General features: G+C 73.7%; 21 protein-coding genes. 14 read left to right on the plus strand and 7 right to left on the minus strand.

Going from position 1 to position 24028, the window contains the following annotated elements; all coding sequences use genetic code 11:
* Window positions 1-7 precede the first annotated feature (7 nt).
* The 3 genes from pruA (at window position 8) to ACIGAN_RS12955 (ending at window position 2853) form a co-directional block, all read left to right on the plus strand.
* Window positions 8-1639 carry an L-glutamate gamma-semialdehyde dehydrogenase gene (gene pruA / locus ACIGAN_RS12945; protein WP_365098127.1) on the plus strand — a complete coding sequence of 544 codons (1632 nt, stop codon included), beginning with the start codon at window positions 8-10 and terminating at the stop codon, window positions 1637-1639.
* A gap of 300 nt (window positions 1640-1939) precedes the next feature.
* Window positions 1940-2473, plus strand: coding sequence for a GNAT family N-acetyltransferase (locus tag ACIGAN_RS12950; protein ID WP_365744310.1), 534 nt, complete (start codon window positions 1940-1942; stop codon window positions 2471-2473).
* A 248-nt stretch (window positions 2474-2721) separates the two neighbouring features.
* A complete protein-coding gene (locus tag ACIGAN_RS12955; protein ID WP_365098131.1) occupies window positions 2722-2853 on the plus strand; it encodes a hypothetical protein in 132 nt (43 codons plus the stop codon).
* Window positions 2854-2935: 82 nt separating this feature from the next.
* On the opposite strand, the gene ACIGAN_RS12960 is transcribed toward ACIGAN_RS12955, so the two are convergent.
* Window positions 2936-4513 (minus strand): purple acid phosphatase family protein, encoded by a 1578-nt coding sequence (locus ACIGAN_RS12960; protein WP_399857149.1) that lies wholly within the window; start codon window positions 4511-4513, stop codon window positions 2936-2938.
* A gap of 143 nt (window positions 4514-4656) precedes the next feature.
* On the opposite strand from ACIGAN_RS12960, the gene ACIGAN_RS12965 reads away from it, so the two are divergent.
* Together ACIGAN_RS12965 and ACIGAN_RS12970 are read left to right on the plus strand one after the other, a co-directional pair.
* Window positions 4657-5700: a 3-isopropylmalate dehydrogenase gene (locus tag ACIGAN_RS12965; RefSeq protein WP_399857151.1), complete on the plus strand. Its 1044-nt coding sequence runs from the start codon at window positions 4657-4659 to the stop codon at window positions 5698-5700.
* A gap of 243 nt (window positions 5701-5943) precedes the next feature.
* Window positions 5944-7032, plus strand: coding sequence for a branched-chain amino acid aminotransferase (locus tag ACIGAN_RS12970; protein ID WP_399857153.1), 1089 nt, complete (start codon window positions 5944-5946; stop codon window positions 7030-7032).
* A gap of 352 nt (window positions 7033-7384) precedes the next feature.
* Here the strand turns inward: ACIGAN_RS12970 and ACIGAN_RS12975 are convergent, their stop codons facing one another.
* Window positions 7385-8839, minus strand: coding sequence for a cytosine permease (locus tag ACIGAN_RS12975; RefSeq protein ID WP_399857155.1), 1455 nt, complete (start codon window positions 8837-8839; stop codon window positions 7385-7387).
* A gap of 115 nt (window positions 8840-8954) precedes the next feature.
* Here ACIGAN_RS12975 and ureA point away from each other — a divergent pair, with 115 nt between their 5' ends.
* The 5 genes from ureA (at window position 8955) to cimA (ending at window position 15231) form a co-directional block, all read left to right on the plus strand.
* Window positions 8955-9659 (plus strand): urease subunit gamma, encoded by a 705-nt coding sequence (gene ureA / locus ACIGAN_RS12980; protein WP_365744302.1) that lies wholly within the window; start codon window positions 8955-8957, stop codon window positions 9657-9659.
* Window positions 9656-11368, plus strand: a complete 1713-nt coding sequence (locus ACIGAN_RS12985; protein ID WP_399857158.1) for an urease subunit alpha — start codon at window positions 9656-9658, stop codon at window positions 11366-11368. Before ureA ends, ACIGAN_RS12985 begins: the two co-directional genes overlap by 4 nt.
* 8 nt (window positions 11369-11376) lie before the next feature.
* The gene (locus ACIGAN_RS12990; RefSeq protein ID WP_399857160.1) at window positions 11377-12423 is read left to right on the plus strand and encodes an agmatine/peptidylarginine deiminase; all 1047 of its coding nucleotides are present in this window, start codon (window positions 11377-11379) and stop codon (window positions 12421-12423) included.
* A 296-nt stretch (window positions 12424-12719) separates the two neighbouring features.
* A complete protein-coding gene (locus ACIGAN_RS12995) occupies window positions 12720-13265 on the plus strand; it encodes a TetR/AcrR family transcriptional regulator (RefSeq protein ID WP_365098173.1) in 546 nt (181 codons plus the stop codon).
* Between the two features lie 361 nt (window positions 13266-13626).
* Window positions 13627-15231, plus strand: a complete 1605-nt coding sequence (cimA, locus tag ACIGAN_RS13000; protein WP_365744298.1) for a citramalate synthase — start codon at window positions 13627-13629, stop codon at window positions 15229-15231.
* A gap of 61 nt (window positions 15232-15292) precedes the next feature.
* Here the strand turns inward: cimA and ACIGAN_RS13005 are convergent, their stop codons facing one another.
* Entirely contained in the window at window positions 15293-15952 is a 660-nt protein-coding gene (locus ACIGAN_RS13005) for an SLATT domain-containing protein (RefSeq protein WP_365098148.1), read from the minus strand.
* A 183-nt stretch (window positions 15953-16135) separates the two neighbouring features.
* On the opposite strand from ACIGAN_RS13005, the gene ACIGAN_RS13010 reads away from it, so the two are divergent.
* Entirely contained in the window at window positions 16136-17479 is a 1344-nt protein-coding gene (locus ACIGAN_RS13010; protein WP_399857162.1) for a hypothetical protein, read from the plus strand.
* A gap of 42 nt (window positions 17480-17521) precedes the next feature.
* Here ACIGAN_RS13010 and ACIGAN_RS13015 read toward each other — a convergent pair whose 3' ends face one another.
* Together ACIGAN_RS13015 and ACIGAN_RS13020 are read right to left on the minus strand one after the other, a co-directional pair.
* Window positions 17522-18682, minus strand: a complete 1161-nt coding sequence (locus tag ACIGAN_RS13015) for a Cmx/CmrA family chloramphenicol efflux MFS transporter (RefSeq protein WP_399857164.1) — start codon at window positions 18680-18682, stop codon at window positions 17522-17524.
* 166 nt (window positions 18683-18848) lie between these two features.
* On the minus strand, window positions 18849-19787 hold the full coding sequence (locus ACIGAN_RS13020; protein ID WP_399857166.1) for a DMT family transporter: 939 nt from the start codon (window positions 19785-19787) through the stop codon (window positions 18849-18851).
* 78 nt (window positions 19788-19865) lie between these two features.
* On the opposite strand from ACIGAN_RS13020, the gene ACIGAN_RS13025 reads away from it, so the two are divergent.
* A complete protein-coding gene (locus ACIGAN_RS13025) occupies window positions 19866-20450 on the plus strand; it encodes a TetR/AcrR family transcriptional regulator (RefSeq protein WP_365744290.1) in 585 nt (194 codons plus the stop codon).
* A gap of 39 nt (window positions 20451-20489) precedes the next feature.
* A complete protein-coding gene (locus ACIGAN_RS13030; RefSeq protein WP_399857168.1) occupies window positions 20490-21071 on the plus strand; it encodes a YdeI family protein in 582 nt (193 codons plus the stop codon).
* Window positions 21072-21157: 86 nt separating this feature from the next.
* On the opposite strand, the gene ACIGAN_RS13035 is transcribed toward ACIGAN_RS13030, so the two are convergent.
* Complete coding sequence (locus tag ACIGAN_RS13035; RefSeq protein ID WP_399857170.1) at window positions 21158-21943, minus strand: S1 family peptidase; 786 nt, start codon at window positions 21941-21943, stop codon at window positions 21158-21160.
* 218 nt (window positions 21944-22161) lie between these two features.
* The gene (locus ACIGAN_RS13040) at window positions 22162-22767 is read right to left on the minus strand and encodes a YceI family protein (protein WP_365098159.1); all 606 of its coding nucleotides are present in this window, start codon (window positions 22765-22767) and stop codon (window positions 22162-22164) included.
* Between the two features lie 351 nt (window positions 22768-23118).
* Here ACIGAN_RS13040 and ACIGAN_RS13045 point away from each other — a divergent pair, with 351 nt between their 5' ends.
* Window positions 23119-23958 carry an SDR family NAD(P)-dependent oxidoreductase gene (locus ACIGAN_RS13045; RefSeq protein ID WP_365744284.1) on the plus strand — a complete coding sequence of 280 codons (840 nt, stop codon included), beginning with the start codon at window positions 23119-23121 and terminating at the stop codon, window positions 23956-23958.
* The last annotated feature ends 70 nt before the right edge of the window (window positions 23959-24028 follow it).

A 24028-nucleotide genomic window follows, 5' to 3' on the forward strand; every position in this document is an offset into this window, starting at 1 on the left:
GGAAAACATGGACGCTGTGACCCAGGTCCCCACCCCCGTCAACGAGCCGGTGCACGGCTACGCCCCCGGCTCGCCCGAGCGGGCCCGGCTGGAGGCCAAGCTGAAGGAACTGGCCGACAACCCGATCGACCTGCCCTGCACCATCGGCGGCGAGAAGCGGATGGGCGGCGGCGAGGCTTTCCAGGTCGTCCAGCCGCACAACCACAAGGCCGTGCTCGGCACCTACCGCAACGCCACGCAGGCGGACGCCCAGGACGCCATCGACGCGGCCCTGGCCGCGGCGCCCGCCTGGCGCGCGCTGTCCTTCGACGACCGCGCGGCGATCATCCTGCGCGCCGCCGAGCTGCTGGCCGGCCCCTGGCGCGAGACCCTCGCCGCCTCCACCATGCTCGGCCAGTCCAAGACCGCCCAGCAGGCCGAGATCGACACGCCCTGCGAGCTGGTCGACTTCTGGCGCTTCAACGTCTCCTACGCCCGCAGGCTGCTCGCCGAGCAGCCCCCGGCCAACGCCCCGGGCGTGTGGAACCGGCTGGACCACCGTCCGCTGGAGGGCTTCGTCTACGCGATCACGCCCTTCAACTTCACCGCCATCGCGGGCAACCTGCCGACCGCCCCGGCCCTCATGGGCAACGTGGTCGTGTGGAAGCCGTCCCCGACGCAGACCCACGCCGCCGTGCTGCTGATGCAGCTGCTGGAGGAGGCCGGCCTGCCCAAGGGCGTCATCAACCTGGTCACCGGCGACGGCATCGAGGTCTCCAAGGTCGCCCTGGAGCACCCGGAGCTGGCCGGCATCCACTTCACCGGCTCGACCAAGACCTTCCAGTACCTGTGGAAGACGGTCGGCAACAACATCGAGAAGTACCGCACCTACCCGCGGCTGGTCGGCGAGACCGGTGGCAAGGACTTCCTCGTCGCCCACCCGTCGGCCGACCCGGCGGTGCTGAAGACCGCGCTGACCCGCGGTGCCTTCGAGTACCAGGGTCAGAAGTGCAGCGCCACCTCCCGGGCGTACATCCCCGCCTCGATCTGGAACTCCGGCTTCAAGGAGGAGTTCGCGGCCGAGGTCGACGGCATCAAGATGGGTGACGTCACCGACCTGTCGAACTTCATCGGCGCCGTCATCGACGAGCGCGCCTTCGCCAAGAACAAGGCCGCCATCGACCGGGCCCGGGAGGACGCCTCCTGCACGATCGTCGCGGGCGGCACCTACGACGACTCCGAGGGATGGTTCGTCCGCCCGACCGTCATCGAGTGCACCGACCCGGACAACGAGGTCTTCCGCACCGAGTACTTCGGCCCGATCCTCGCCGTGTACGTCTACGAGGACGACCGGTACGACGAGATGCTGACCCAGATGGAAGCCGTCTCGGACTACGCCCTGACCGGCTCGGTCATCGCGAACGACCGCGCGGCCGCCGCCTACACGGCGGACAAGCTGCGCTACGCGGCCGGCAACTTCTACATCAACGACAAGTCCACCGGCGCCGTCGTCGGCCAGCAGCCCTTCGGCGGCGGCCGCGCCTCCGGCACCAACGACAAGGCCGGTGCCCCGCAGAACCTGATGCGCTGGACCCTGACCCGCGCCATCAAGGAGACGCTGGTCCCGCCGACCGACTACACCTACCCGCACATGGGCTGAGACGCGCACGCACCGGCCGGGCGGGGCCCCGGGGGCCCGCCCCCCCGCGGGGGCCCCCCCCCCCCCCCCCCGCGGCCCCCCCCCCCCCCCGCCCCGCCGGGGGGGGGGGGGGGGCCCCCCCGCCGCCCCCCCCCCCCCACCCCGGGCGCGGGGCCCCCCCCCCCCCCCCCCCCCCCCCCCCCGGGGGGCCGCCCCCCCCCCCCCCGGGGGGGGGGCCCCGGGGGCCCCCCCCCCGCCGGCGTGTCCCCTGACGCCGGCGCCCGTGCACCCGGACGCCGGCGTCCTTCGCATACTGGGGCGATGACCACCCGAGTGCGCACCGACCACACCGCCCGGCTCACCCCGGCGGAACTCTCCGCCGTACGCGCCCTGTTGCACGACGCCTTCGAGGGCGACTTCGGCGACGACGACTGGGACCACACCCTGGGCGGCATGCACGCCCTGGTGCACGACGGGCACGGACTGGCCGCGCACGGGGCGGTCGTCATGCGCCGCGCCCGCCACCGGGGGCGCTGGCTGCGCGTCGGCTACGTGGAGGGGGTCGCCGTACGCCGCGACGTGCGGCGGCGCGGACTCGGCGGCGCGGTCATGGGCGCCCTGGAGGAGATCGTCCTGCGCGCCTACGACGTCGGCGCCCTGTCCGCCAGCGACGACGGTGCCGCGCTGTACACGGCCCGCGGCTGGCGCACCTGGCCCGGGCGGATCCACGCCCTCGGTCCGGACGGCGCCGTCCGCCTGCCGGACGAGGAGGGCAGCACCCACCTGTGGCCCGCCCTCGCCGCCGACCCCGGGGAGGAACTGCTCTTCGACTGGCGCGACGGGGATGTGCTCTGAGCATCACCGCAGGTCAGCGCGGGGTGGCCCGGTCCGCCGTCTCAGATAGTAGGAAGTCCGAGTAATTGTGGAGACAGACGCTCGTGCCTCCCTTAGCTTTGTAGGAGCCGAACGTCTCGCTCGACCCAGCGAATGGCGGTCGTGAGCCGGTCCCCGTGCAGGCAATCCCTGCGGCACCGCTCCCCGCCCCATCCGGCGTCTCGAAACCCTCCCCTCGCACTGTGTGCTGTCGAAGGAGCCGATGTCCCATGCCCGAGACGACCGTCCGCCGCCGAGTCCGTCACGTTTCCCGCACGACCGAGTCCGACCGGAAGAACGCCGCCGCCGCGCTGCAGCGCGCCCTCGACCGCAGGGACAACGGCGGATCCACCGGCCACTGAGCCGCCACCGAGCCGCCCTTGAGCCGCCACTGAGCCGCAGCACGACCGGGAGCCGCGCCCGGCCGGGGTGCGGCGCGGGGCCTCATGCCCCGCGCCGCACCTCGAAGTGGTCGATCCGCTCACCGTTCGACGCCAGCGCCGACACCCTCAGCCTCGGCGCGGCGCCGCTCACCGCCTCCACCGAGAGGAACGAGAAGCCCCGGTAGCGCACCCGCGACCACGCGGCCGACTCCGCCTTCGCCTCCCGCGACCTCGTCCAGCGGAACGTCTCCACCGGCTCGTGCTCGGCGGTGTTGCCCTCGTAGCTCTCCTTCACCCCGCCCGGGAAGCCGTACAGCTCCTTGCCGCCGCCGCCCGCGGTGACGTAGACGATCCCGTCCCGCCGCGGGTCGGTCGTGCCGCCGACCGGCACCGGCCTGCCCACCTCGCCGCCCCGGATGGCGTCGGTCCGCTCGTAGACGTGGTTGTGCCCGTTGACGACCAGGTCCACCTCGTAGCGGGCGAACAGCGGCAGCCACGCGGCGCGCACCCCGCCGTCGGAGGCGTGCGTGGACGTCGAGTACGCGCAGTGGTGGAAGAAGACGACGATGAAGTCGACCTCCGGCGCCGCCCGCAACGCGCCGAGCGTGCGCTGCAGCCACCGCGTCTGCCTCCCCTCCGTGTAGCCGAAGTTGGCGGGGATCTCGTACGACACGTCGTTCGCGTCGAGCGCGACCACCCCGACGTTGCCGTACGTGAAGGAGTACACGCCCGGTGCCGTCCGTGCGTCGAAGCCGCTCTCCGGCAGGGAGAAACGGGCGAGTTGACCGCCGTAGCCGTCCGGGGAGTACCAGGCCTCCATGTCGTGGTTGCCGGTCGTCACCATCCACGGCACCGACCGGGCCACCGGCTCGGTCTGCGCCAGGAACCGGTCCCACTGGGTCGCGTCGAAGACGTCCGACTCCTTGCCCTTGCCGGTCGGATCGGCGTAGCAGATGTCCCCGGCGTGGAGGTGGAAGGCGGGCCTCTGGCGCAGCAGCGTGCGGTCGTTGAGCGCCGCGTCCTCGCCGACGCCCTGGTCGCCGAAGGCGGTGAAGACGAACCGCTCGGGCGGGCTCACGGGCGCCGTGCGGAAGGACGTGACGGTGGACCGGTGCCGGGGTGACGCCGGGTCGAAGCCCTCGTGGCCGACGCCGTAGTAGTACGTCGTGCCCGGGCGCAGGCCGTCCAGCGCCGCGTGCAGGTAGTACTGCTCGACCGCCGGCCGCACGCCCTTCAGCCCCGGCGTGTGCAGGTCGCGCAGCTCGGCCTCGACCTTGGGGCCGAGGTCGTCGGGGCGCAGACCCACCCGGACGTACGGCTCGCGCACCGCGAGCGGCACCTGCCAGGAGATCCGCATCTGCGTCCTGGGGTCGGCGCCGAAGGCGAGGTGCCGGCCGAACGGCGTGATGAGGGAGCCGGGCGCCTTCGACGTGCTCGGCGCGGGACGTCCCGACGCCGTGGCACCGCCCTGCCCGGTGCGCGGACCGGAGCCGCAGCCGGTCAGCAGCCCGCTCGCCACCGCACCCGCGGTCACCAGCGTGCGCCGCCGCGACAGCCGCGTCCGCAGGTACTCGTGCTGTTCCGCCATGCTCATCCGGCCGGCGAGCTCGGGCGGGATGCCGAAGTGGGGGATCTCCATGGCCAGTGAACTTCCCAGCGGAGGCCGACGGCCGCAACACATCCGGGTGAACGGCGGGCGACGGCCGCGTGCCCTCACCCGGGCGGGTGTCCGCATCACGGACACCTCGTGTCATCCCATGGGACGAGGAGTAGGGTGCCCGCATGTCTCGCAGCATCGATCTCGCAGTGATCCCCGGTGACGGCATCGGCCAGGAGGTCGTGGCCGAAGGCCTGAAGGTCCTCTCCGCCGTCCTTCCGCAGGATGTGAAGCTGGAGACCAAGGAGTACGACTTCGGCGCCCGGCGCTACCACGCCACCGGTGAGACCCTCACCGACGCCGACCTCGACGCTCTGAAGCAGCACGACGCCATCCTGCTCGGCGCGATCGGCGACCCGTCCGTGCCGTCCGGCGTCCTGGAGCGCGGCTTCCTGCTCAAGCTCCGCTTCGCCTTCGACCACCACGTCAACCTGCGCCCCTCGAAGCTGCTGCCGGGCGTGGACACGCCCCTCAAGGGCGAGCCGGCCATCGACTTCGTCGTGGTCCGCGAGGGCACCGAGGGCCCGTACACCGGCAACGGCGGCACGATCCGCAAGGGCACCGAGCACGAGGTCGCCACCGAGGTCTCCGTCAACACGGCCTTCGGTGTCGAGCGCGTGGTCCGCGACGCCTTCGCGCGTGCCCAGGCCCGCCCGCGCAAGAAGCTGGCGCTGATCCACAAGAACAACGTGCTGACCTTCGCGGGCCACCTGTGGACGAACATCTTCAACAAGGTGGCCGCGGAGTTCCCCGAGGTCACCACCGAGTACATGCACGTCGACGCGGCGACCATCTACCTGGTCACGCAGCCCGAGCGGTTCGACGTCATCGTCACCGACAACCTCTTCGGCGACATCGTCACCGACCTCGCCGCGGCCGTCTCCGGCGGCATCGGCGTGGCGGCCTCCGGCAACATCAACCCGTCCGGAGAGTTCCCGTCCATGTTCGAGCCCGTGCACGGCTCGGCCCCGGACATCGCCGGCCAGGGCAAGGCCGACCCGACCGCCACCGTGCTGTCCGTCGCCCTGCTGCTGCGCCACCTCGGCTACGAGGCCGAGGCCGCCCGCATCGAGGAGGCGGTCGCCGCCGACCTCGGCGAGCGGGCCGGCAAGCCCGCCCGTTCCACCTCGGAGATCGGCGACGCGCTCGCCGTACGCGTAGCCGGCTGACCCGCCGCTGCTTTTCCGCAAGCCGCCGGGTCGCATCCGCGCCCGGCGGCTTCCGCATGTTCCCGCCGGGTGCCACCATCGACCACCGGGCCGGATTCACCCCGTTCCTTCCGCCTCCGCCCCCGGGCGATAATCGAACACGAGGCCGCGGAATGAGGGAATGCTCGGACGTCCTAGCACTGGTCCTCACCAGAGCGGTACCGAGCGCGGCCCGTCACTACAACCGGTGAAGGACATCAACCCATGACGACGCCCACGATCGAGCTCAAGCCCTCCGCCAACCCGCTCTCCGCCGCCGAGCGGGAGGCGATCCTGGCCAACCCCGGGTTCGGCCGCCACTTCACCGACCACATGGTGACGATCAAGTGGACGGAGGGCCGCGGCTGGCACGACGGGCAGCTCGTGCCGTACGCGCCGATCTCCCTGGACCCGGCCACCACGGTCCTGCACTACGCGCAGGAGATCTTCGAGGGGCTGAAGGCCTACCGCCGCCCCGACGGCTCGGTCGCGACGTTCCGGCCGGAGAAGAACGCCGAGCGCTTCCAGCGGTCGGCGCGGCGGCTGGCGATGCCGGAGCTTCCGGTGGAGACGTTCATCGAGGCGTGCGACGCGCTGGTCGGGCAGGACAAGGCGTGGGTGCCGGCCCACGGTGGCGAGGAGTCCCTCTACCTGCGGCCGTTCATGATCGCGACCGAGGTCGGGCTGGGGGTGAAGCCGGCCAACGAGTACCTGTTCCTGGTGATCGCCTCGCCGGCCGGCGCCTACTTCCCCGGCGGCGTGAAGCCGGTGTCCATCTGGGTCTCCGAGGACCGGGTGCGGGCCGTCCCGGGCGGCATGGGCGACGCGAAGACCGGCGGCAACTACGCGGCGTCCCTGCTGGCGCAGGCCGAGGCCGCGGCGAAGGGCTGCGACCAGGTCTGCTATCTCGACGCGGTGAAGCACACCTGGGTCGAGGAGCTCGGGGGCATGAACCTGTACTTCGTGTACGGGAACAAGATCGTCACGCCGTCCCTGACCGGCTCGATCCTGGAGGGCGTCACCCGCGACTCCCTGCTCACCGTCGCCCGCGACCTCGGCTACGAGGCGGAGGAGGGCCGGATCTCGGTCGAGCAGTGGCAGCGGGACTCGGAGAACGGGTCGCTGACCGAGGTGTTCGCCTGCGGTACGGCCGCGGTGATCACGCCGGTCGGGACGGTCAAGCGGGCCGGGGGCGAGTGGAAGCAGGGCGGGGGAGAGCCGGGCGAGGTCACGCTGCGGCTGCGGCAGGCGCTGCTGGACATCCAGCGGGGCACGGCCGAGGACAAGCACGGCTGGATGCACCCGCTGGGCTAGCCCCCTCCCGGACCCGGGGGCTCCGCCCCGGGTCCCCGGCCCCCCGCGCCCACCACCCGAACCGGCGGACAGGAAGCCGGATCCGCCTCACGGACCCCCGGCTTCCTGCCTGCGACTTGCGGCCCGGCTTCCCACCTCCGGTCTGGGCCCCGGCCTCCGGCCCGGTCTGTGGCCTGCGGGTGGGCTCCGGCCCGGTATGGGGCCTGCGGGTGGGCTCCGGCCCCCACTCACCCACCGCCCGCATCGACCGGACAGGAAGCCGGACCCGCCTCACGGACCCCCGGCTGGTTGCCTCCGGCCCGCGGCCCCGGCCTCCGACCTGGTCCCGGCCCTCCGTCCCGCCCGCGCCGCATCAACGCGCCGCGTTCCGCGTGCCCGTCGCGTCGGCCGGTTGCGCGGCCGTCCCCCGCGCCCCGGGTTCCCTCCGTGCGGAGCCCGGGGCCGACAGCAGGTACGCCGCTGCGCCCACCAGTCCCGACAGCAGGAAGCTGACGTCCACCCCGCCCGTGAGGGCCAGCAGGGGGCCCTGGTACGACGGCAGGGACACCGCCAGGACGCCTGTCGTCGCGCCGGCCGCCCAGGAGAGGGCCGCCGGGACGTGCCAGCCCGCGCGGTACCAGTAGACGCCGCCCCGCGCCCGGCGGTTGAAGACCTGCAGGGCGTCCGCGTCGTAGACCCCGCCGCAGCGGGCGAAGCCGATGAGGGTGATGACCGCCCACGGTGTGCCGATCGCCGTCAGGAGCAGCACGAAGGACGTCATGGCGCCCTGCGCGGTCGAGTAGTGGTGCCCGGCGAAGACGGCGGCCGTGGCCACGACCGCGACCGTGTACGTCGCCGTCGCCCGGGACGCGCGCGGCAGGATGGCGTCCAGGTCCAGGCCCATCGAGTACAGCATCAGACCGGCGTTGCCGGCCGAGCCGGCCGAGGCCGCGAGCAGCAGCGGCACCAGGTACCAGGCGGGGGCCGCCGCCACCAGCGGGCCCGCGTAGTCGAGGGCGGCCCGGGCCGCGAACGCCGTGAACGTGCCGAACAGCTGCGGCACCAGCAGGCCCAGCAGCAGGCCCAGCCAGGTCGCGTGCAGCACCCGGCGCGAGGAGTGGCGGGCCGGTGAGATGTAGCGGGTGTAGTCCCCGAGCAGGGTGATGAAGGCGACCGGTCCGGACAGCCCGGCCGCGACGGCCGCGAGCAGCCACGTCGGCCAGAACCCGCCGAGCAGGTAGCCGCCGGCCTCCGGCAGCGCGGCCGTCGTGAAGCCGGGCGCGTAGGCGAGCACCCCGAGCGCCAGCAGGGCCGTCATGCCGAACGCCAGGGCCCGGGACATCGCCAGCAGCACCCGGTAGCCGTAGACCGCGCCCGCGACGGTGGCCGCCGCGAGCACCCCGTAGACGATCCCGTAGGACAGGCCGCTCTGCGGCAGTCCGGCCAGGCGGCCCAGTACGGCCACCATCACGTCGCCGCCGATCCACACGGTCAGCGCGGTGTAGCCGAGGGCCAGCAGCAGCCCGACCACCGAGCCGACCAGCCGGCCCCGGACCCCGAAGTGGGCGCCGGAGGACGTCGACAGGTTGGTGCCGGTGCGCAGCGAGACCAGGGCGAGCGGCGCGGTGAACACCACGCCCGCCACCGTGCCCGCCAGCACCGCGCTCACCGACGACCACCAGTCCAGGCCGAAGGACGGCGGCAGCCAGCCGAAGACGATCACGCCCAGGCAGAGGTTGGAGCCGAGCAGGATCGAGACGAGATCGCGTGGCCCGCTGGTGCGTTCCTCCTCGGGGACGGTGTCGACTCCGCGCTGTTCGATCGGCATGCTGGTCTCCCTCGGTTAGAGCGACGTTCAATGTGATGTGCGCGATGCTCCGCCGTCAACCTTCCGGAGGCAGGAAATTCATGTTTAGAGTGATGCTCTAAATGGAGGGAGTGACATGCGGCTGACCCCGACCGAACGCGACCGGCTGCTGCTCTTCGGCGCCGCCGAGCTGGCCCGCGCCCGCAGAGCCAGGGGGCTGAGACTGAACGTCCCCGAGGCGACCGCGCTCATCGCCGACACCGTGTGCGAGGCCGCCCGGGACGGCCGACGGCTCGCGGAGGCCGTCGAGGCCGCCCGGTCCGTCCTCGGGCCCGGCGACGTGCTGCCCGGCGTCGCCGACGTCGTCACCGAGGTCCACGTCGAGGCGGTCTTCGACGACGGCTCGCGGCTCGCCGTCGTCTCCGACCCCATCGGCGGCGGTTCGGGGCCGGACGCGCCGGGCGCGCTGCTGCCCGGCCCGGACCACGCCGAGCCGGAGCCGGAGGTACGGCTGACGGTCGTCAACACCGCCACCGTGCCGGTCTCCGTCACCTCCCACTTCCACTTCTTCGAGGCCAACCCGCGCCTGGACTTCGCCCGCGAGCGCGCCTACGGCATGCGGCTCGCCGTGCCCGCCGGCTCCTCCGTGCGGTTCGGGCCCGGGCAGAGCGCCGAGGTCGGGCTGGTGCCGATCGGGGGCGACCGGATCGCGATCGGCTTCGCCGGGCTGGTCGACGGGCCGCTGGACGCCCCGGGCGCCCGCGAGGAGGCGCTGCGCCGCGCCGCCGCCTGCGGCTACCTCGGCGTCCCGGGCACAACCGGGCAGGAGGACCGGCGATGAGCCGCCCGGGAGGACACCCGGCACAGGCCCGCCGGCTCACCCCGCACGAGTACGCCGCCACCCACGGCCCCCGCGCCGGCGACCGCGTCCGCCTCGGCGACTCGGGGCTGGTCGTCCGGGTCGAGTCGGACTCCCAGCGCCACGGCGACGAGTTCCTCGCCGGGTTCGGCAAGACCGCCCGGGACGGACTGCACCTCAAGGCCGCCGCCGTCCGGGACACCTGCGACGTCGTGATCAGCAACGTCGTGGTGATCGACGCCGTGCAGGGCATCCGCAAGGTGTCCCTCGGCATCCGCGAGGGCCGCATCCACGCCATCGGACGGGCCGGGAACCCCGACACCCTCGACGGCGTCGACGTCGCCGTCGGCACGGGCACCTCGATCGTCTCCGGCGAAGGGCTCATCGCCACCGCGGGAGCCGTCGACACCCACGTCCACCTGCTGTCGCCGCGCGTCATGGAGGCCTCGCTCGCCTCCGGCGTGACCACGATCATCGGGCAGGAGTTCGGGCCCGTGTGGGGCGTCGGCGTCAACTCGCCCTGGGCCCTCCGGCACGCGTTCGGCGCCTTCGACGCCTGGCCCGTCAACATCGGCTTCCTCGGCCGCGGTTCGTCCTCCCACGAGGCTCCGCTGATCGAGGCCCTCGCCGAGGGCGGCGCCAGCGGCTTCAAGGTGCACGAGGACATGGGCGCCCACGCCAGGGCGCTGGACACCGCCCTGCGGGTCGCCGAGGAGCACGACGTCCAAGTCGCCCTGCACAGCGACGGCCTGAACGAGTGCCTCTCCGTGGAGGACACCCTGCGCGTGCTGGAGGGGCGGACCGTCCACGCCTTCCACATCGAGGGCTGCGGCGGCGGGCACGTCCCCGACGTCCTGAAGATGGCCGGTGTGCCGAACGTCATCGGCTCCTCCACCAACCCGACCCTGCCCTTCGGCCGGGACGCCGTCGCCGAGCACTACGGCATGATCGTCTCCGTCCACGACCTCAAGACCGACCTGCCCGGCGACGCCGCCCTGGCCCGCGACCGCATCCGCGCCGGGACCATGGGCGCCGAGGACGTCCTGCACGACCTGGGCGCCATCGGCATCACCTCCTCGGACGCGCAGGGCATGGGCCGCGCGGGCGAGACGGTCCGCCGCACCTTCGCGATGGCCGGGAAGATGAAGGCCGAGCTGGGCGACCCCGGCGTCGGCCACGACAACGAGCGCGTCCTGCGCTACATCGCCAAGCTGACCATCAACCCGGCCCTCGCGCACGGCCTGGCGCACGAGGTCGGCTCGCTGGAGGTGGGCAAGCTCGCCGACATCGTGCTGTGGCGCCCGGAGTACTTCGGCGCCAAGCCGCAGCTGGTGCTCAAGGCCGGCTTCCCCGCCTACGGCGTGACCGGCGACCCGAACGCGGCCACCGACACCTGCGAACCCCTCGTCCTCGGACCGCAGTTCGGCGCGCACGGGGCGACCCCGGCGGAGATCTCGGTGGCGTTCGTCGCGCAGGCCGCCGCCGACCAGGGGCACGACCTGCTGCCCACCCGCCGCCGCCGGGTCGCCGTGCGCGGCACGCGCGGCATCGGCCCGGCCGACCTGCGCCTGAACTCCCGCACCGGGGCCGTGGACGTCGACCAGCGCACGGGTCTGGTCACGCTCGACGGCGAGCCGCTGCGCTCGGCGCCGGCCGAGTCCGTCTCCCTCAACCGTCTCTACTTCCTCTGAGGTCAACGATGTCCGCAGCCGCCGACGGCTTCCGCATGCCCGCCGAGTGGGCCCCGCACGAGCGCACCTGGATGGCCTGGCCGTCCCCCAACCCCACCTTCGGCGACCCCGGCGAACTCGCCGCCGCCCGCGCGGCCTGGGCGTCCGTCGCCCGCGCGGTGCGCCGCTTCGAGCCGGTGACGGTGGTGTGCGGGCCGGGGCAGGCCGCCGAGGCCGCCGCGCTGCTCGGGCCGGACGTCGACACCGTCGAACGGGACCTCGACGACGCCTGGATGCGCGACATCGGCCCCACCTTCCTGATCGACGGGCGCGGTGGACTGGCCGCCGTCGACTGGACGTTCAACGGCTGGGGCGCCCAGCAGTGGGCCCGCTGGGACCGCGACGCGAAGATCGGCGCGCAGGTCGCGGACCTCGCGGGGGCCCGGACCTACGCCTCGGCTCTCGTCAACGAGGGCGGGGGGATCCACGTGGACGGCGAGGGCACGGTCCTGCTCACCGAGACCGTCCAGCTCGGGCCGGAGCGCAACCCGGGGTGGACCCGCGAGCAGGTCGAGGCCGAGATCCACGCGCAGCTCGGCACGCGCAAGGCGATCTGGCTGCCGCGCGGCCTGACCGGCGACTATCCGCCGCACGGCTTCGGCACCCTCGGCCACGTCGACATCGTCGCGGCGTTCGCCCGCCCTGGTGTCGTCGTCGCGCACTCCCAGCCGGATCCCGCCCACCCCGACCACGAGGTGACCCGCGAGGTGATCGGCCTGCTGAAGGCGGAGACGGACGCCCGGGGCCGGCGCCTGGAGGTCGTGGAGGTGCCCGCCCCGACCGTGCTGGAGGCCGACGGCCACTGGGCCGACTACTCGTACATCAACCACTACCTCTGCAACGGCGGCGTGGTGCTCTGCGCGTTCGACGACCCGCGCGACGAGATCGCCGCGGGCATCTTCCGCCGCCTCTTCCCCGAGCGGACCGTGACCCTGGTCGACGCCCGGACGATCTTCGCCGGCGGTGGCGGCATCCACTGCATCACGCAGCAGCAGCCGAGGGCGGCCGTCAGGTAGAACGTACGGGTGAACGAAACGCCGCGCCGCGCGTCCCGTGGCCCCCGCCCCCCGGAACCGTCCGGGCTTCCGGCGGGGCCCGGCCCCGGCCCCCGTGAACACCCCACCGCCGCCCGCCCCGCCGCGCTGCGGCACACCCCCCGCGCGACCTCCCGGGAGGCGGGCGCCGCCGGTGGGGTCGCCGCCGGCGGTCCGGCGGCCAACGGGCCGGAGGCGGTGGCGGGCCGGTGAGTTCCGCTGCCGCGCCTCGTCGGCGTACCCCGGCCCCGCCGCGCGAGGACGTGCTCGCGGCCGCCATGGCGATGATCGCCGAACGCGGGCTGGAGAAGCTGACCATGGCCGCGCTCGGGCGCGAGGTCGGCATGAGCAGCGGTCATCTGCTCTACTACTTCGGCTCCAAGGACGAACTGCTGCTGCGCACCCTGGAGTGGAGCGAGGGCAGGCTCGGCGCCGAGCGGGCCCGCCTGCTGGCCCGGGCCGCCCCCGCGCGCGAGCGACTGGACGCCTACGTCGGCCTGTACGTCCCCGACGGCCACCGCGACCCGCACTGGACCCTGTGGCTGGAGGTCTGGAACCGCTCGCAGGGCGCCGGCGACGACGCCCGCGACCGGCAGGCCGCCATCGAGGGCGCCTGGCACCGCGACCTGGTCGCCCTGCTCGCCGAGGGCATCTCCCGGGGCGAGTTCCGGCGCGTCGACCCGGACCGCTTCGCCGCCCGGCTGCGCGCCCTGCTGGACGGCCTCTCCATCCACGTGGCGATCGGCCTGCGCGGCACCGACCGGCCGCACGTCCTGCGCCACGTACGCGAATTCCTCGACGACGGCCTTCTCGCGGACGCCTGAACACCCGCCCGGGTCGCACTAGGAACGACGGATCGGTCCCCGGAGTCCGCCACACGAGGTGACCGACCGCATCCTGAGACACCTGTGAGCGAGGCGCGGGGGTTGTGCCAGACTGCCCCCGTGCTCTCGTTCGCCATGATTATTGGCAGCAGGCGCGCCGGTCCGCAGTGACCGCCACGTACGACCACGTACGGGTGGACACCGTCGTCCTCGACCCGCGCGCAGACCTCTCGCACCCGCGAGGGGTTTTTCGCATTTCTGGCCCACCCACAGCCGGAGGCGAGAGCGCGAGGGAGTATGAGGGCGGTGGAGCCGGTCATTCCGGTACGACCGAGATCCCATCCTCAGGAGCCTTGACACCATGACCGCTACCAGCGAGCTCGACGATTCGTTCCACGTCTTCGACACCACCCTGCGCGACGGCGCCCAGCGGGAGGGCATCAACCTCACCGTCGCGGACAAGCTCGCCATCGCACGGCACCTGGACGACTTCGGCGTGGGCTTCATCGAGGGCGGCTGGCCCGGCGCGAACCCCCGTGACACCGAGTTCTTCGCCCGCGCCCAGGAGGAGATCCGCTTCCGCCACGCCCAGCTGGTCGCGTTCGGCTCCACCCGCCGCGCCGGCACCACAGCAGCCGAGGACCCACAGGTCAGAGCACTGCTGGAGTCCGGCGCCCCGGTGATCACGCTGGTCGCCAAGTCGCACGACCGCCATGTCGAACTCGCGCTGCGCACCACCCTCGACGAGAACCTGGAGATGGTCCGCGACACGGTTCGCCACCTGAAGGCGCAGGGCCGCCGGGTCTTCGTCGACTGCGAGCACTTCTTCGACGGCTACCGCGCCAACCCGGAGTACGCCAAGACGGTCGTACGCACCGCCTCCGAGGCCGGCGCCGACGTCGTCGTCCTGTGCGACACCAACGGCGGCTTCCTGCCCGCGCAGGTCCAGGCGGTCGTCGCGACGGTCCTGGCGGACACCGGCGCCCGGCTCGGCATCCACGCCCAGGACGACACGGGCTGCGCGGTGGCCAACACCCTGGCCGCCGTCGACGCCGGGGCCACGCACGTGCAGTGCACGGCCAACGGCTACGGCGAGCGCGTCGGCAACGCCAACCTCTTCCCGGTCGTGGCGGCCCTGGAGCTGAAGTACGGCAGGAAGGTCCTGCCCGACGGGCACCTGCGCGAGATGACCCGCATCTCGCACGCCATCGCCGAGGTCGTCAACCTCACGCCCTCCACGCACCAGCCCTACGTGGGCCTGTCCGCCTTCGCCCACAAGGCCGGACTGCACGCCTCGGCCATCAAGGTCGACCCGGACCTGTACCAGCACATCGACCCCGAGCAGGTCGGCAACACCATGCGGATGCTGGTCTCCGACATGGCCGGGCGCGCCTCCATCGAGCTCAAGGGCAAGGAGCTCGGCATCGACCTCGGCGGTGACCGCGAGCTGGTCGGCCGGGTCGTCGAGCGGGTCAAGGAACGCGAACTCAGGGGCTACACCTACGAGGCCGCCGACGCCAGTTTCGAGATCCTGCTGCGCACCGAGGTGCAGGGCAGGCCGCTGCGCTACTTCGAGGTCGAGTCCTGGCGGGCCATCGTCGAGGACCGGCCCGACGGGTCCCACGCCAACGAGGCGACCGTCAAGCTGTGGGCCAAGGGCGAGCGCATCGTCGCCACCGCCGAGGGCAACGGCCCGGTCAACGCCCTGGACCGGGCCCTGCGCGTCGGGCTGGAGAAGATCTACCCGCAGCTCGCCAAGCTGGAGCTGGTGGACTACAAGGTCCGCATCCTCGAAGGCAAGCACGGCACCAACTCGACGACCCGCGTGCTGATCGCCACCTCCGACGGCTCGGGCGAGTGGTCGACGGTGGGCGTCGCCGACAACGTCATCGCGGCGAGCTGGCAGGCCCTGGAGGACGCGTACACGTACGGCCTGCTGCGGGCGGGCGTGGAACCGGTGCAGTAACCGGGACCGCACCGCGGGCCCGGCCGGTCCCCCCGGGGGACCGGCCGGGCCCCGGGCGGCGTCACATCGCCGTGTCGCGGGAGCGGGGCCCGGGCAGGTCGCCGTTCCTGTCCCGGCCCGGCGCGCGGTCGAGACGGAACAGGCCCGCCGCGTGCGGGCGCTGGCCGGCGGCGTGGGACGTGGAGCGGGTCAGCTCCTCGACGCCGTCGGCCAGGTAGCCGACCCACGCCGTGCCCTCGTCCTCGATGATCCGCTGGGCCTCCGTCCGCAGCCGCTCGATCACCGCGAGCAGCGCGGCCTGCTCCTTGTCGCTGGGGGAGTCGGTGGTGCGCAGATACGCCTGCGCCCAGTCGGACTGCGCCTTCTTCAGCAGCTGCTGCAGCGCCAGTTCCGTGCGGATGTAGCGGGTCCAGGAGGCGGAGAAGCCGAAGATCCGGTCGAACAGGACGCAGCCCGCCCCGCCGGCCAGGAACACGAAGCCCCACTCGGGCTGCACGGCGGTGGGCGCCGCGGCGTGCACCAGCGGCGTGAGCGTGCCGACGATGCCCAGCAGCGCGGCCAGCGCCCGCAGCGACCGGGACCACATCGCCGGCCCCCGGCGCCGGGCCAGGTACCAGCCGATCGCCGAGGTCACCTCGGCCTCGGCGTGCCGGAACAGGTCCCACAGCAGGTCGGCGCGCGTCCGCGACCGGTCCAGCTCGGCGAGTGCGGACACCGTCATGTCCGCGGCTCTGCGTCGTGTGAACACGCCCCTCTTCCCGCCCCTTCTGCTGCGACCGCTCGGCCGGACCGGCCGGACCGGCCCACGGCAGTGGGCCAGGAGGCATCGTAGGCGCAGCCGCGCCCCGAAATCCGTGGCCTCACGGATATCCGTTTCTGTACCGATTCAGGTAGCTTCGAACATATGAAGGCCGCACTGGTGCGCACCGTCGTACGCCTGCTGATCGTGCCGTTCGCCGCCGCACTGGCGGTGCTGCTGGCCGGTGCGCCGGGTGCGCACGCGGCCACCGACCTGACCAAGGTCGCCCAGGAACTGCGGGAGAACCCGGTGTACTTCGATCCGGCCGCCCGCGACCAGCTGGCGGAGTCGGACGCGCGGGCGCTCGCCGACAAGATCAGGGACGCCGACAAGCCCGTCTTCGTGGCGGTCCTCCCGGCCGGCTACCCCACGCAGGACCTCTTCCGGAACCTGCGCACCGAGACCGGTGTGACCGGCCTGTACGGCGTCCGTCTCGGTGACGCGTTCGACGCCCGCGCCGACAGCGCGGTGATGAGCCGCCAGGGCGTGTCCAACCTGGTCACGGCCGTACGGGGCGCGGGTGACGCCAAGGCCCAGCTGAACGACTTCGTCGACGACGCCCTGCGCAACGTGGGCGGCTCGGCGCCGAGCAGCTGGAGCGACGGCTCGGGCGGTGACGTGCCGGTCGGCGGGCTGATCACGGTCGGCGCCCTGGTCGCGGCCGGCGGCGCGGGCGCCTACGCGGTGGTCCGGCGCAACCGGCGCCGCCACGAGGAGGAGCAGCGGGCCGCGCTGGAGAAGCTGCGGGTGGTCGTCGACGAGGACATCACCGCGTTCGGCGAGGAACTCGACCGCCTCGACTTCCACCCCGGCGAGCCCGGCGCCGACGAAGCGATGCGCGGCGACTACGCCCGCGCGCTGGACGCCTACGAGCAGGCGAAGTCCCTGATGGCCGCGGCGGTGCGGCCGGAGGACGTCAAGGCCGTCACCGAGGCCGTGGAGGACGGCCGGTTCTCCCTGGCGCGACTCGCCGCCCGCCGCGAGGGCAGGCCGCTCCCGGAGCGCCGCCCGCCCTGCTTCTTCGACCCCCGGCACGGCCCGTCGGTCACCGACGCGACCTGGACACCGCCGGGCGGCGCCGCCCGCGAGGTCCCGGTCTGCGCGGCCGACCGCACGCGGCTGGCCGAGGGCCGCGACCCGGTGATCCGCGAGGTCGACACGGACTACGGCCGCCGCCCGTACTGGGAGGCCGGCCCGGCCTACGGCCCCTGGGCCGGCGGCTACTTCGGCGGCGGCCTGCTGCCCGGCCTCCTGGTCGGCACCATGCTCGGCGGCATGATGGCCGGCCCCGCCTACGGGGCCGACTACGGCTCCGGCTACGGCGACTTCGGCGGCTACGAGGGCGGCGACGTCTCGGGCGCGGACTTCAGCGGCGGCGACTTCGGAGGAGGCTTCGGCGGCGGCGGCGACTTCGGCGGCGGGGGAGGGGACTTCGGCGGCGGCTTCTGACCGCACCCCCACCCCGGCGCAGCGGCCGCCACCGGCAAGGGCTCACTGTCGGGTCGCGGCCCTCTCCCGCCCGCGCCGCGTCGCCGCCGCCACGCCGCCCGCCAGTGCGATCAGGACCGCGCTGACCCACACCGGCGACCGGTAGCCGTGGCCCGCGTCGATCGCCGCCCCGCCCGCCCACGGGCCCAGCGCGGCGCCCACGTTGAACGCCGCCGTGGCGAAACCGCCGGCCAGCGTGGGTGCCTGCGGGGCCGCGTAGAGGGCCTGGGAGATCAGGGTGGAGCCGACGCCGAAGGACAGCGCGCCCTGGACGAAGACGAGCGCGAGCGCCGCCGCCGGGTGCCCGGCTCCGAGGGCCAGCAGGCACCAGCCCAGGCACAGCGCGACGCCCCCGCCGGCCAGCACCGGGACCGGACGCCGGTCGGCGTACCGTCCCGCGACGGTCACCCCCACGAACGAGCCGGCCCCGAACAGCGCGAGGACCCCGGGAACCCAGCCGCCGCCCAGCCCCGTCTCCTCGGTGACCAGCGGCGCGAGATAGGTGAAGGTGCAGAACGTCGCGCCGTTGACGAGGGCGCCCAGCAGCAGCGTGCCCAGCAACCGGGGGCGGCGCAGCGACCGCAGCTCACCCCGCAGCGCGGGCGGCGCACCGCCCGCCGCACCGCCCGGCACGGACCGCGCCACCGCCACCAGCGCCGGCAGCGACACCAGCGCCACGGCCCAGAACGCCGCACGCCATCCCCACAGTTCGCCCAGCGCGGCCCCGGCGGGCACCCCGGCCACGCAGGCCAGTGTCACCCCGCCCAGCAGCATGGACGTCGCCCGCCCTTTGGCGTCCGGCGGGACCATCCCCACGGCGGCCACGAGAGCGACGGCGAGGAACCCGGCGTTGGCGAGCGCGCCCACCACCCGGGTGACGAGCAGGACCTCGAAACTGCCGGTGAGCGCACCGGCGACATGGACGGCGAGGAAGACGACGAGGAACGCCAGCAGCGCACCCCGCCGCGGCCAGCGCCGCGCGAGCCCCGCCACCAGCGGCGCCCCGAGGACCATCCCCGCGGCGAACGCGGAGGTCAGCGCCCCCGCCGCGGGAACGGACACCCCCAGATCCCGCGCGATGTCCGGCACCAGCCCGGACAGCATGAACTCGGACGTGCCTTGCGCGAACACGGCAAGGCCCAGCAGAAGAAGAGCGAACGGCATGAGAAGACTCCGCACCCGGAGGCCGACGACGGACAGGACACGTCGGACGGCACACCGGCAGCGGAGCGAGCGGGCGCCTCAGCGGCCCGGCATCGACGTCACGAGCAGCCACCGGAGTGCCGGTGGCCACGGTCTGGACGCCTCGGGGCTGGACATGCCCCGCAGGTTAGGCGCGACCGGCCGGCCGGCTCCACCGGTTTTCCGACGGCTCGCCCCGGGCCGCCGTCACCGCCGGTCCCCCGCGCCCGCCGCCGCGGTGCACGAGCACGACGGCGGCGAGGCAGACGGCCAGCCCGAGGGCGGTCTGCACGCCGAACGGCTCCCCGAACATCAGCGCGCCCCACACGGCCGTCACCGGCGCCATCAGGAACATCAGCGTGTTGACCTTGGTGACCCCGGAGCGCCGCAGGATGAGCCAGTACAGCCCGTAGCCGCCGAACGTGGACAGTCCCACCAGCCAGGCCACCGCGACCCAGAACCCGGTCTCGGCCGGCGGCGCCGCGACCCCGGTGCCCAGCGCGAGCACGCTGAACAGGACGGCGCTGGTGGCGCAGTGGACGGTCAGCGACACCGAGGGAGCCACCCGCGAGCGGGACCGGCTCTCCAGGAACGTGGCCGCGACCAGGGACAGCATGCCGAGCAGCGGGACGGCGTACGCCCACCGGGCCACGCCGGTGCCGGCCGCCGCGTCGGCCAGGGTGACCACGGCGACGCCGCTCAGCCCCAGGCCCAGGCCGATCCACTGCCGGCCCGAGACGTACTGCCCGAGCAGCGGACCCGCCAGGGCCCCGGCGACCAGCGGCTGCACCCCGTCGATCAGGGCGGTCGTGCCGCTGGAGACGCCCAGCTGGATCGCGTAGTAGACGCTGAGCAGATAGCCGCTCTGCGACAGCACGCCGATCACGGCCTGCCGGGTGACGTCCCGGGCGGTGAGCCCGCGCCAGGCCGGCCGCATCAGGGCGGCGACGGCGACGAGGACGACGGCCAGCGGCAGGAACCGCCACATCAGGATCGTGAGCGCGGAGGCGCTGCCCGCGCCGAGCTTGGCGCCGATGAAGCCGGAGCTCCAGCACAGGACGAAGGCGAGGGAGAAGAGGATGTTCACGACATCACGACCAGTACGCGAGTAGACAGATCGGTATACCTTCGCCTCTCACTATACAGATCGGTATACTCGGATGCCATGGGCACCTCCGCGCAGACCCCGCACCGGATCGTGATGACCCCCGCCGCCCGCCGCGCCCTGGACGCCGCCGCCCGGCTGTTCTACGAGCGCGGCATCCACGCGGTCGGGGTCGACCTCATCGCCGCCGAGGCCGGGGTGACGAAGAAGACGCTCTACGACCGGTTCGGCTCCAAGGAGCAGATCGTCGTGGAGTACCTGGCCGACCGCGACGAGCGCTGGCGGGCCTTCCTCGCCGCGCACCTGGACGCGGCCGGGCCCGATCCGCGCGCGCGGATCCTGGCCGTCTTCGACGCCACGGGCGCCTGGGCCGCGGACCTCAGCCCCAAGGGGTGCAGCATGGTCAACGCCCACGCGGAGATCAGCGACCCCGCCCACCCGGCCCATCCGGTCATCACCGGGCAGAAGCAGTGGATGCTCGACCTGTTCACGCGCCTCGTGGCGGACATCGCCCCGGACCGGGCCGGCGAGCTGGCCCGGGCGCTGATGCTGCTGCACGAGGGCGCCCTGGTCGCGCACGGCCTCGGCATCTTCCCGGACGCCGCCGCGGCGGCACGCGAACAGGCCCGCGCCCTCCTCCCGTAGCGGACGGCATCCGTCCCGCCGGCCTCCTACGGTGGTGTCATGACCGCCGCCCACGACACCGGCCCCCTCGCCTTCGCGACCGCGGCCGAGCTGGACTCCTGGCTCGCCGCGCACCCGGCCCCGCACCCCGGGCTGTGGGTCCGGGTCGCGAAGAAGGACTCGGGCATCGCCTCCGTCGGCGCGGCCGAGGTCAACGACGTGGCGCTGTGCCACGGCTGGATCACCAGGCAGCGCAAGGGGCTCGACGCCTCGCACTACCTCCAGCGGATCACCCCGCGGCGTCCCGGCAGCCTCTGGTCCCTGGTCAACGTCCGGCGGGTCGGCGAACTGGCCGCCGAGGGCCGTATGCGTCCGGGCGGGCTCGCGGAGGTGGCGGCCGCGCGGGCGGACGGACGCTGGGAGGCGGCGTACGCGTCGCAGCAGGAGGCCGAGGTCCCCGCCGAGCTGGCGGCGGCGCTGGAGCGGCACCCGCAGGCCGCGGCGGCCTTCCGGGCCCTGGGCCGCACGGACCGCTATCTGGCGATGCTCGGCGTCCTGCGCGCCCGGACGGCGAGGGCGCGGGAGGCCCAGGTGGCGGCGGCCGTCGCCAGGTTGGAGTCCTCCGGCGAGCCGCGCGACTGAGCCCCTCCGGGTCCGGCGGCTGCCGGCCACCACCACGCACCGGACGGCCCGGCACCCCGTCGGTGCCGGGCCCCGTGCGCGGTGGGTCAGAGGGTGGACGCCGCCGAGGCGATCGCCGAGGCGAAGGTCGAGACCTCCGTGTAGACCCCGGGCGCCTCGGGCCGGGCGCAGCCCTCGCCCCAGCTGACGATGCCGACCTGGATCCAGGCGCCGGCGTCGTCCTTGCGGAACATCGGGCCGCCGGAGTCGCCCTGGCAGGTGTCCACGCCGCCCGCGTCGAAGCCGGCGCAGATCTCCTCGCTCGCGACCAGGCCGCTGTAGAGACCGCCGTAGGCCTTGCACGCGGCGTCGCTGACGAACGGCACGGTCGCCTTCAGCAGGTACCGCTGCTGCGCGCCGCCCTCGCGGTTGGCTCCCCAGCCGGCGACGGTGAAGTCGCCGGTGTTGTACTGCGTGGTGGTGGCGATCTTCAGGGTCGGCAGGTTGATGGGCTGGGCGAGCTTGATCAGCGCCCAGTCCTTGCCGGTGCCGTTGTAGCCGGGGGCGCGCAGCACCTTGGTGGAGCGGACCTGGACGCGGCCGCTGGTGGACTGCAGGTCGACGACCCCCGCGGTGGCGGTGATGCTCGTGTTGTTGCCGGAGCTGCCCACGCAGTGCGCGGCCGTGAGCACGATCTGCTGGGTGTAGAGCGCGCCGCCGCAGCCCATCGAGAGCCGGACCATGAACGGGAACTCGCCCTGCGCGGCGCGGGTTCCGCCGACGACGGGCGAGGGGGCGGCCTGCGCGGAGGAGACGGGCTGGAGGCTGGCGATCGCGAGGGCGGCGGCGCCGAGGACCGCGCATCTCTTGAGAGCGGTGAGGAGTCTCTTCAACGTGATGCCTTCCGTGGGGGGTTGACCGGGGAGGTGTGCAACCGAAGCATCATTTGACGAGCGCATGACAGCAATGCAGCAAAAAAGAACGTCCATGTGCTGGCATGGACTGGTCAAAATTCTGCTGCTGGATTATGGGAACGCCGGTGGTTCTCGCACAAGGGGCGCGATCCGGCCAGGCCGGCCCGGCGGGGGTTCGCCGGGCCGGTGCCGCCGGTTCACGCGTTCCGGATCGCCGAGATGTCGAAGCTGAGCTTGATCTTGTCGGAGACCAGCACGCCACCGGTCTCCAGCGCGGCGTTCCAGGTCAGTCCCCACTCGGAGCGCAGGATCTGCGCCTTGCCCTCGAAGCCGACGCGCTCGTTGCCGAAGGGGTCCTTCGCGGCGCCGTTGAACTCCAGGTCGATGGTGAGCGGGCGGGTCGTGCCGAGGATGGTCAGGTCGCCGGTGATGCGGTAGTCGTCACCGCCGAGCGCCTCGGCCTTGGTGGAGCGGAACGTCATGGTCGGGAACTCGTCGGCCTTGAAGAAGTCCGCGCTCTTGAGGTGCCCGTCGCGGTCGGCGTTGCCCGTCTCGATGCTGTCCATCACGACGTCGAGCGAGGCCGTGGAGCGCGAGGGGTCGGTGCCGTCGAGGTGGAGCGTGCCGGTGAAGTCCTGGAAGCTGCCCTTGACGTTGGTGACCATGGCGTGGCGGGCGACGAACCCGATCGTCGAGTGCGCGGGGTCGATCGTGTAGTCGCCGGTCAGGGCGGCGAGCTCCGGGGTGACGGCGGTGCCCGTGGCCGTGGCGGTCTCGGTGTCGTTGCGGCTGAAGATGCTCATGGGGTGCCTCCTGCGGCTGATGTTGAATGTTGAACTACTCAACGCGACCCACCGTAGACCTATTCCGTTCAAGGTTCAACATCTTCGCGGGGTGTGTTCGCGTCGGATCTCCGCGCGCCCGCCCGCGCCGGGTTCCGCCGCCTGGCGGCACCGGGCCGCCCCCTACGGGTGGATCCGCCCTGTCCGGGTGAGCGGCGCCGCGGCGCGCCCTCCGCCCGGGTGGCGGGGCCGTCGGCCGGCCGGCGGGTACCGCCGGGGCGACGAGGTGCGGTGGCGGGGCCGCGGAAGTCGGGGTTCCGTAGCAAAGGACCGTAGGGAGACAGACGAGGCACAGCGCAGGGGAGACGACTCGTGACACTCACCGGCTCCGGCCCGGCCTACGACCCGCCGGCCGACGCCCGCCCACGCCGTGCAGGCGCTCCCGTCCCCGCCCGGACGCGGGTGTACGGGCCGGAACGGGGCCTCGACCGGCGCGTGGCCCTGGTCACCGGCGCCTCCTCGGACATCGGGGCGGCCACGGCACGGCGCTTCGCCCTGGACGGCTGGCAGCTCCTGCTCAGCGGGCGCGACCGGTACCGCCTGGAACGGGCCGCCGCCGGGACCTCGGCCGTCGTCCTGCCCGCCGACCTCGCCGCCCCGGACGGACCGCGCCTGCTCGCCCGCTCCGCGCTGCACACGACCGGCCGGATCGACGTCCTGGTCGCCGGGGCCGCCATCGGCTGGACGGGGCCCTTCGCCGCCATGCCGCACACCGACATCGACCGGGTGCTCACCCTGGACCTCAACGCCACGCTCCACCTCGTGCGCGAGGTCCTGCCCACCATGATCGCGGCCGGGCGGGGCCGCGTGGTGCTGCTCGGCGCGCTCGCGGACCGCTCGGGCGTACGGCAGGAAGCGGTGTACTGCGCCGCCCGGGCCGGCCTCGCCGCCTTCGCCGGGGCACTGCGCCGGGAACTGCGCGGCACGGGCGTCGGCGTGACCCTCATCGTCCCGGGCCCTGCCGACCCGGACCCCCGCACCCGCCGGACCGGGCCCGCGCCCGGCACCGGCCGCCTCACCCCCGGCGACGTCGCCGCCACGATCTTCGACGCCGTCCGCCGCCACCGCGACGAACCCCACCTGCCCCCGCCACCCCGCCCCCGCGCCCCGGGCCCGGCCCTGTACCGCCGCCTCCGGAGCCGCCGGACCTGACCGTCCCTCCACCCGGCGGCGCAGGCACCCCGGGCCCCGGGCCCCGCCCCCCGGGTTCCGCCCCCCGGGT

Source organism: Streptomyces sp. NPDC085931, from assembly GCF_044540565.1.
Taxonomy (GTDB): domain Bacteria; phylum Actinomycetota; class Actinomycetes; order Streptomycetales; family Streptomycetaceae; genus Streptomyces.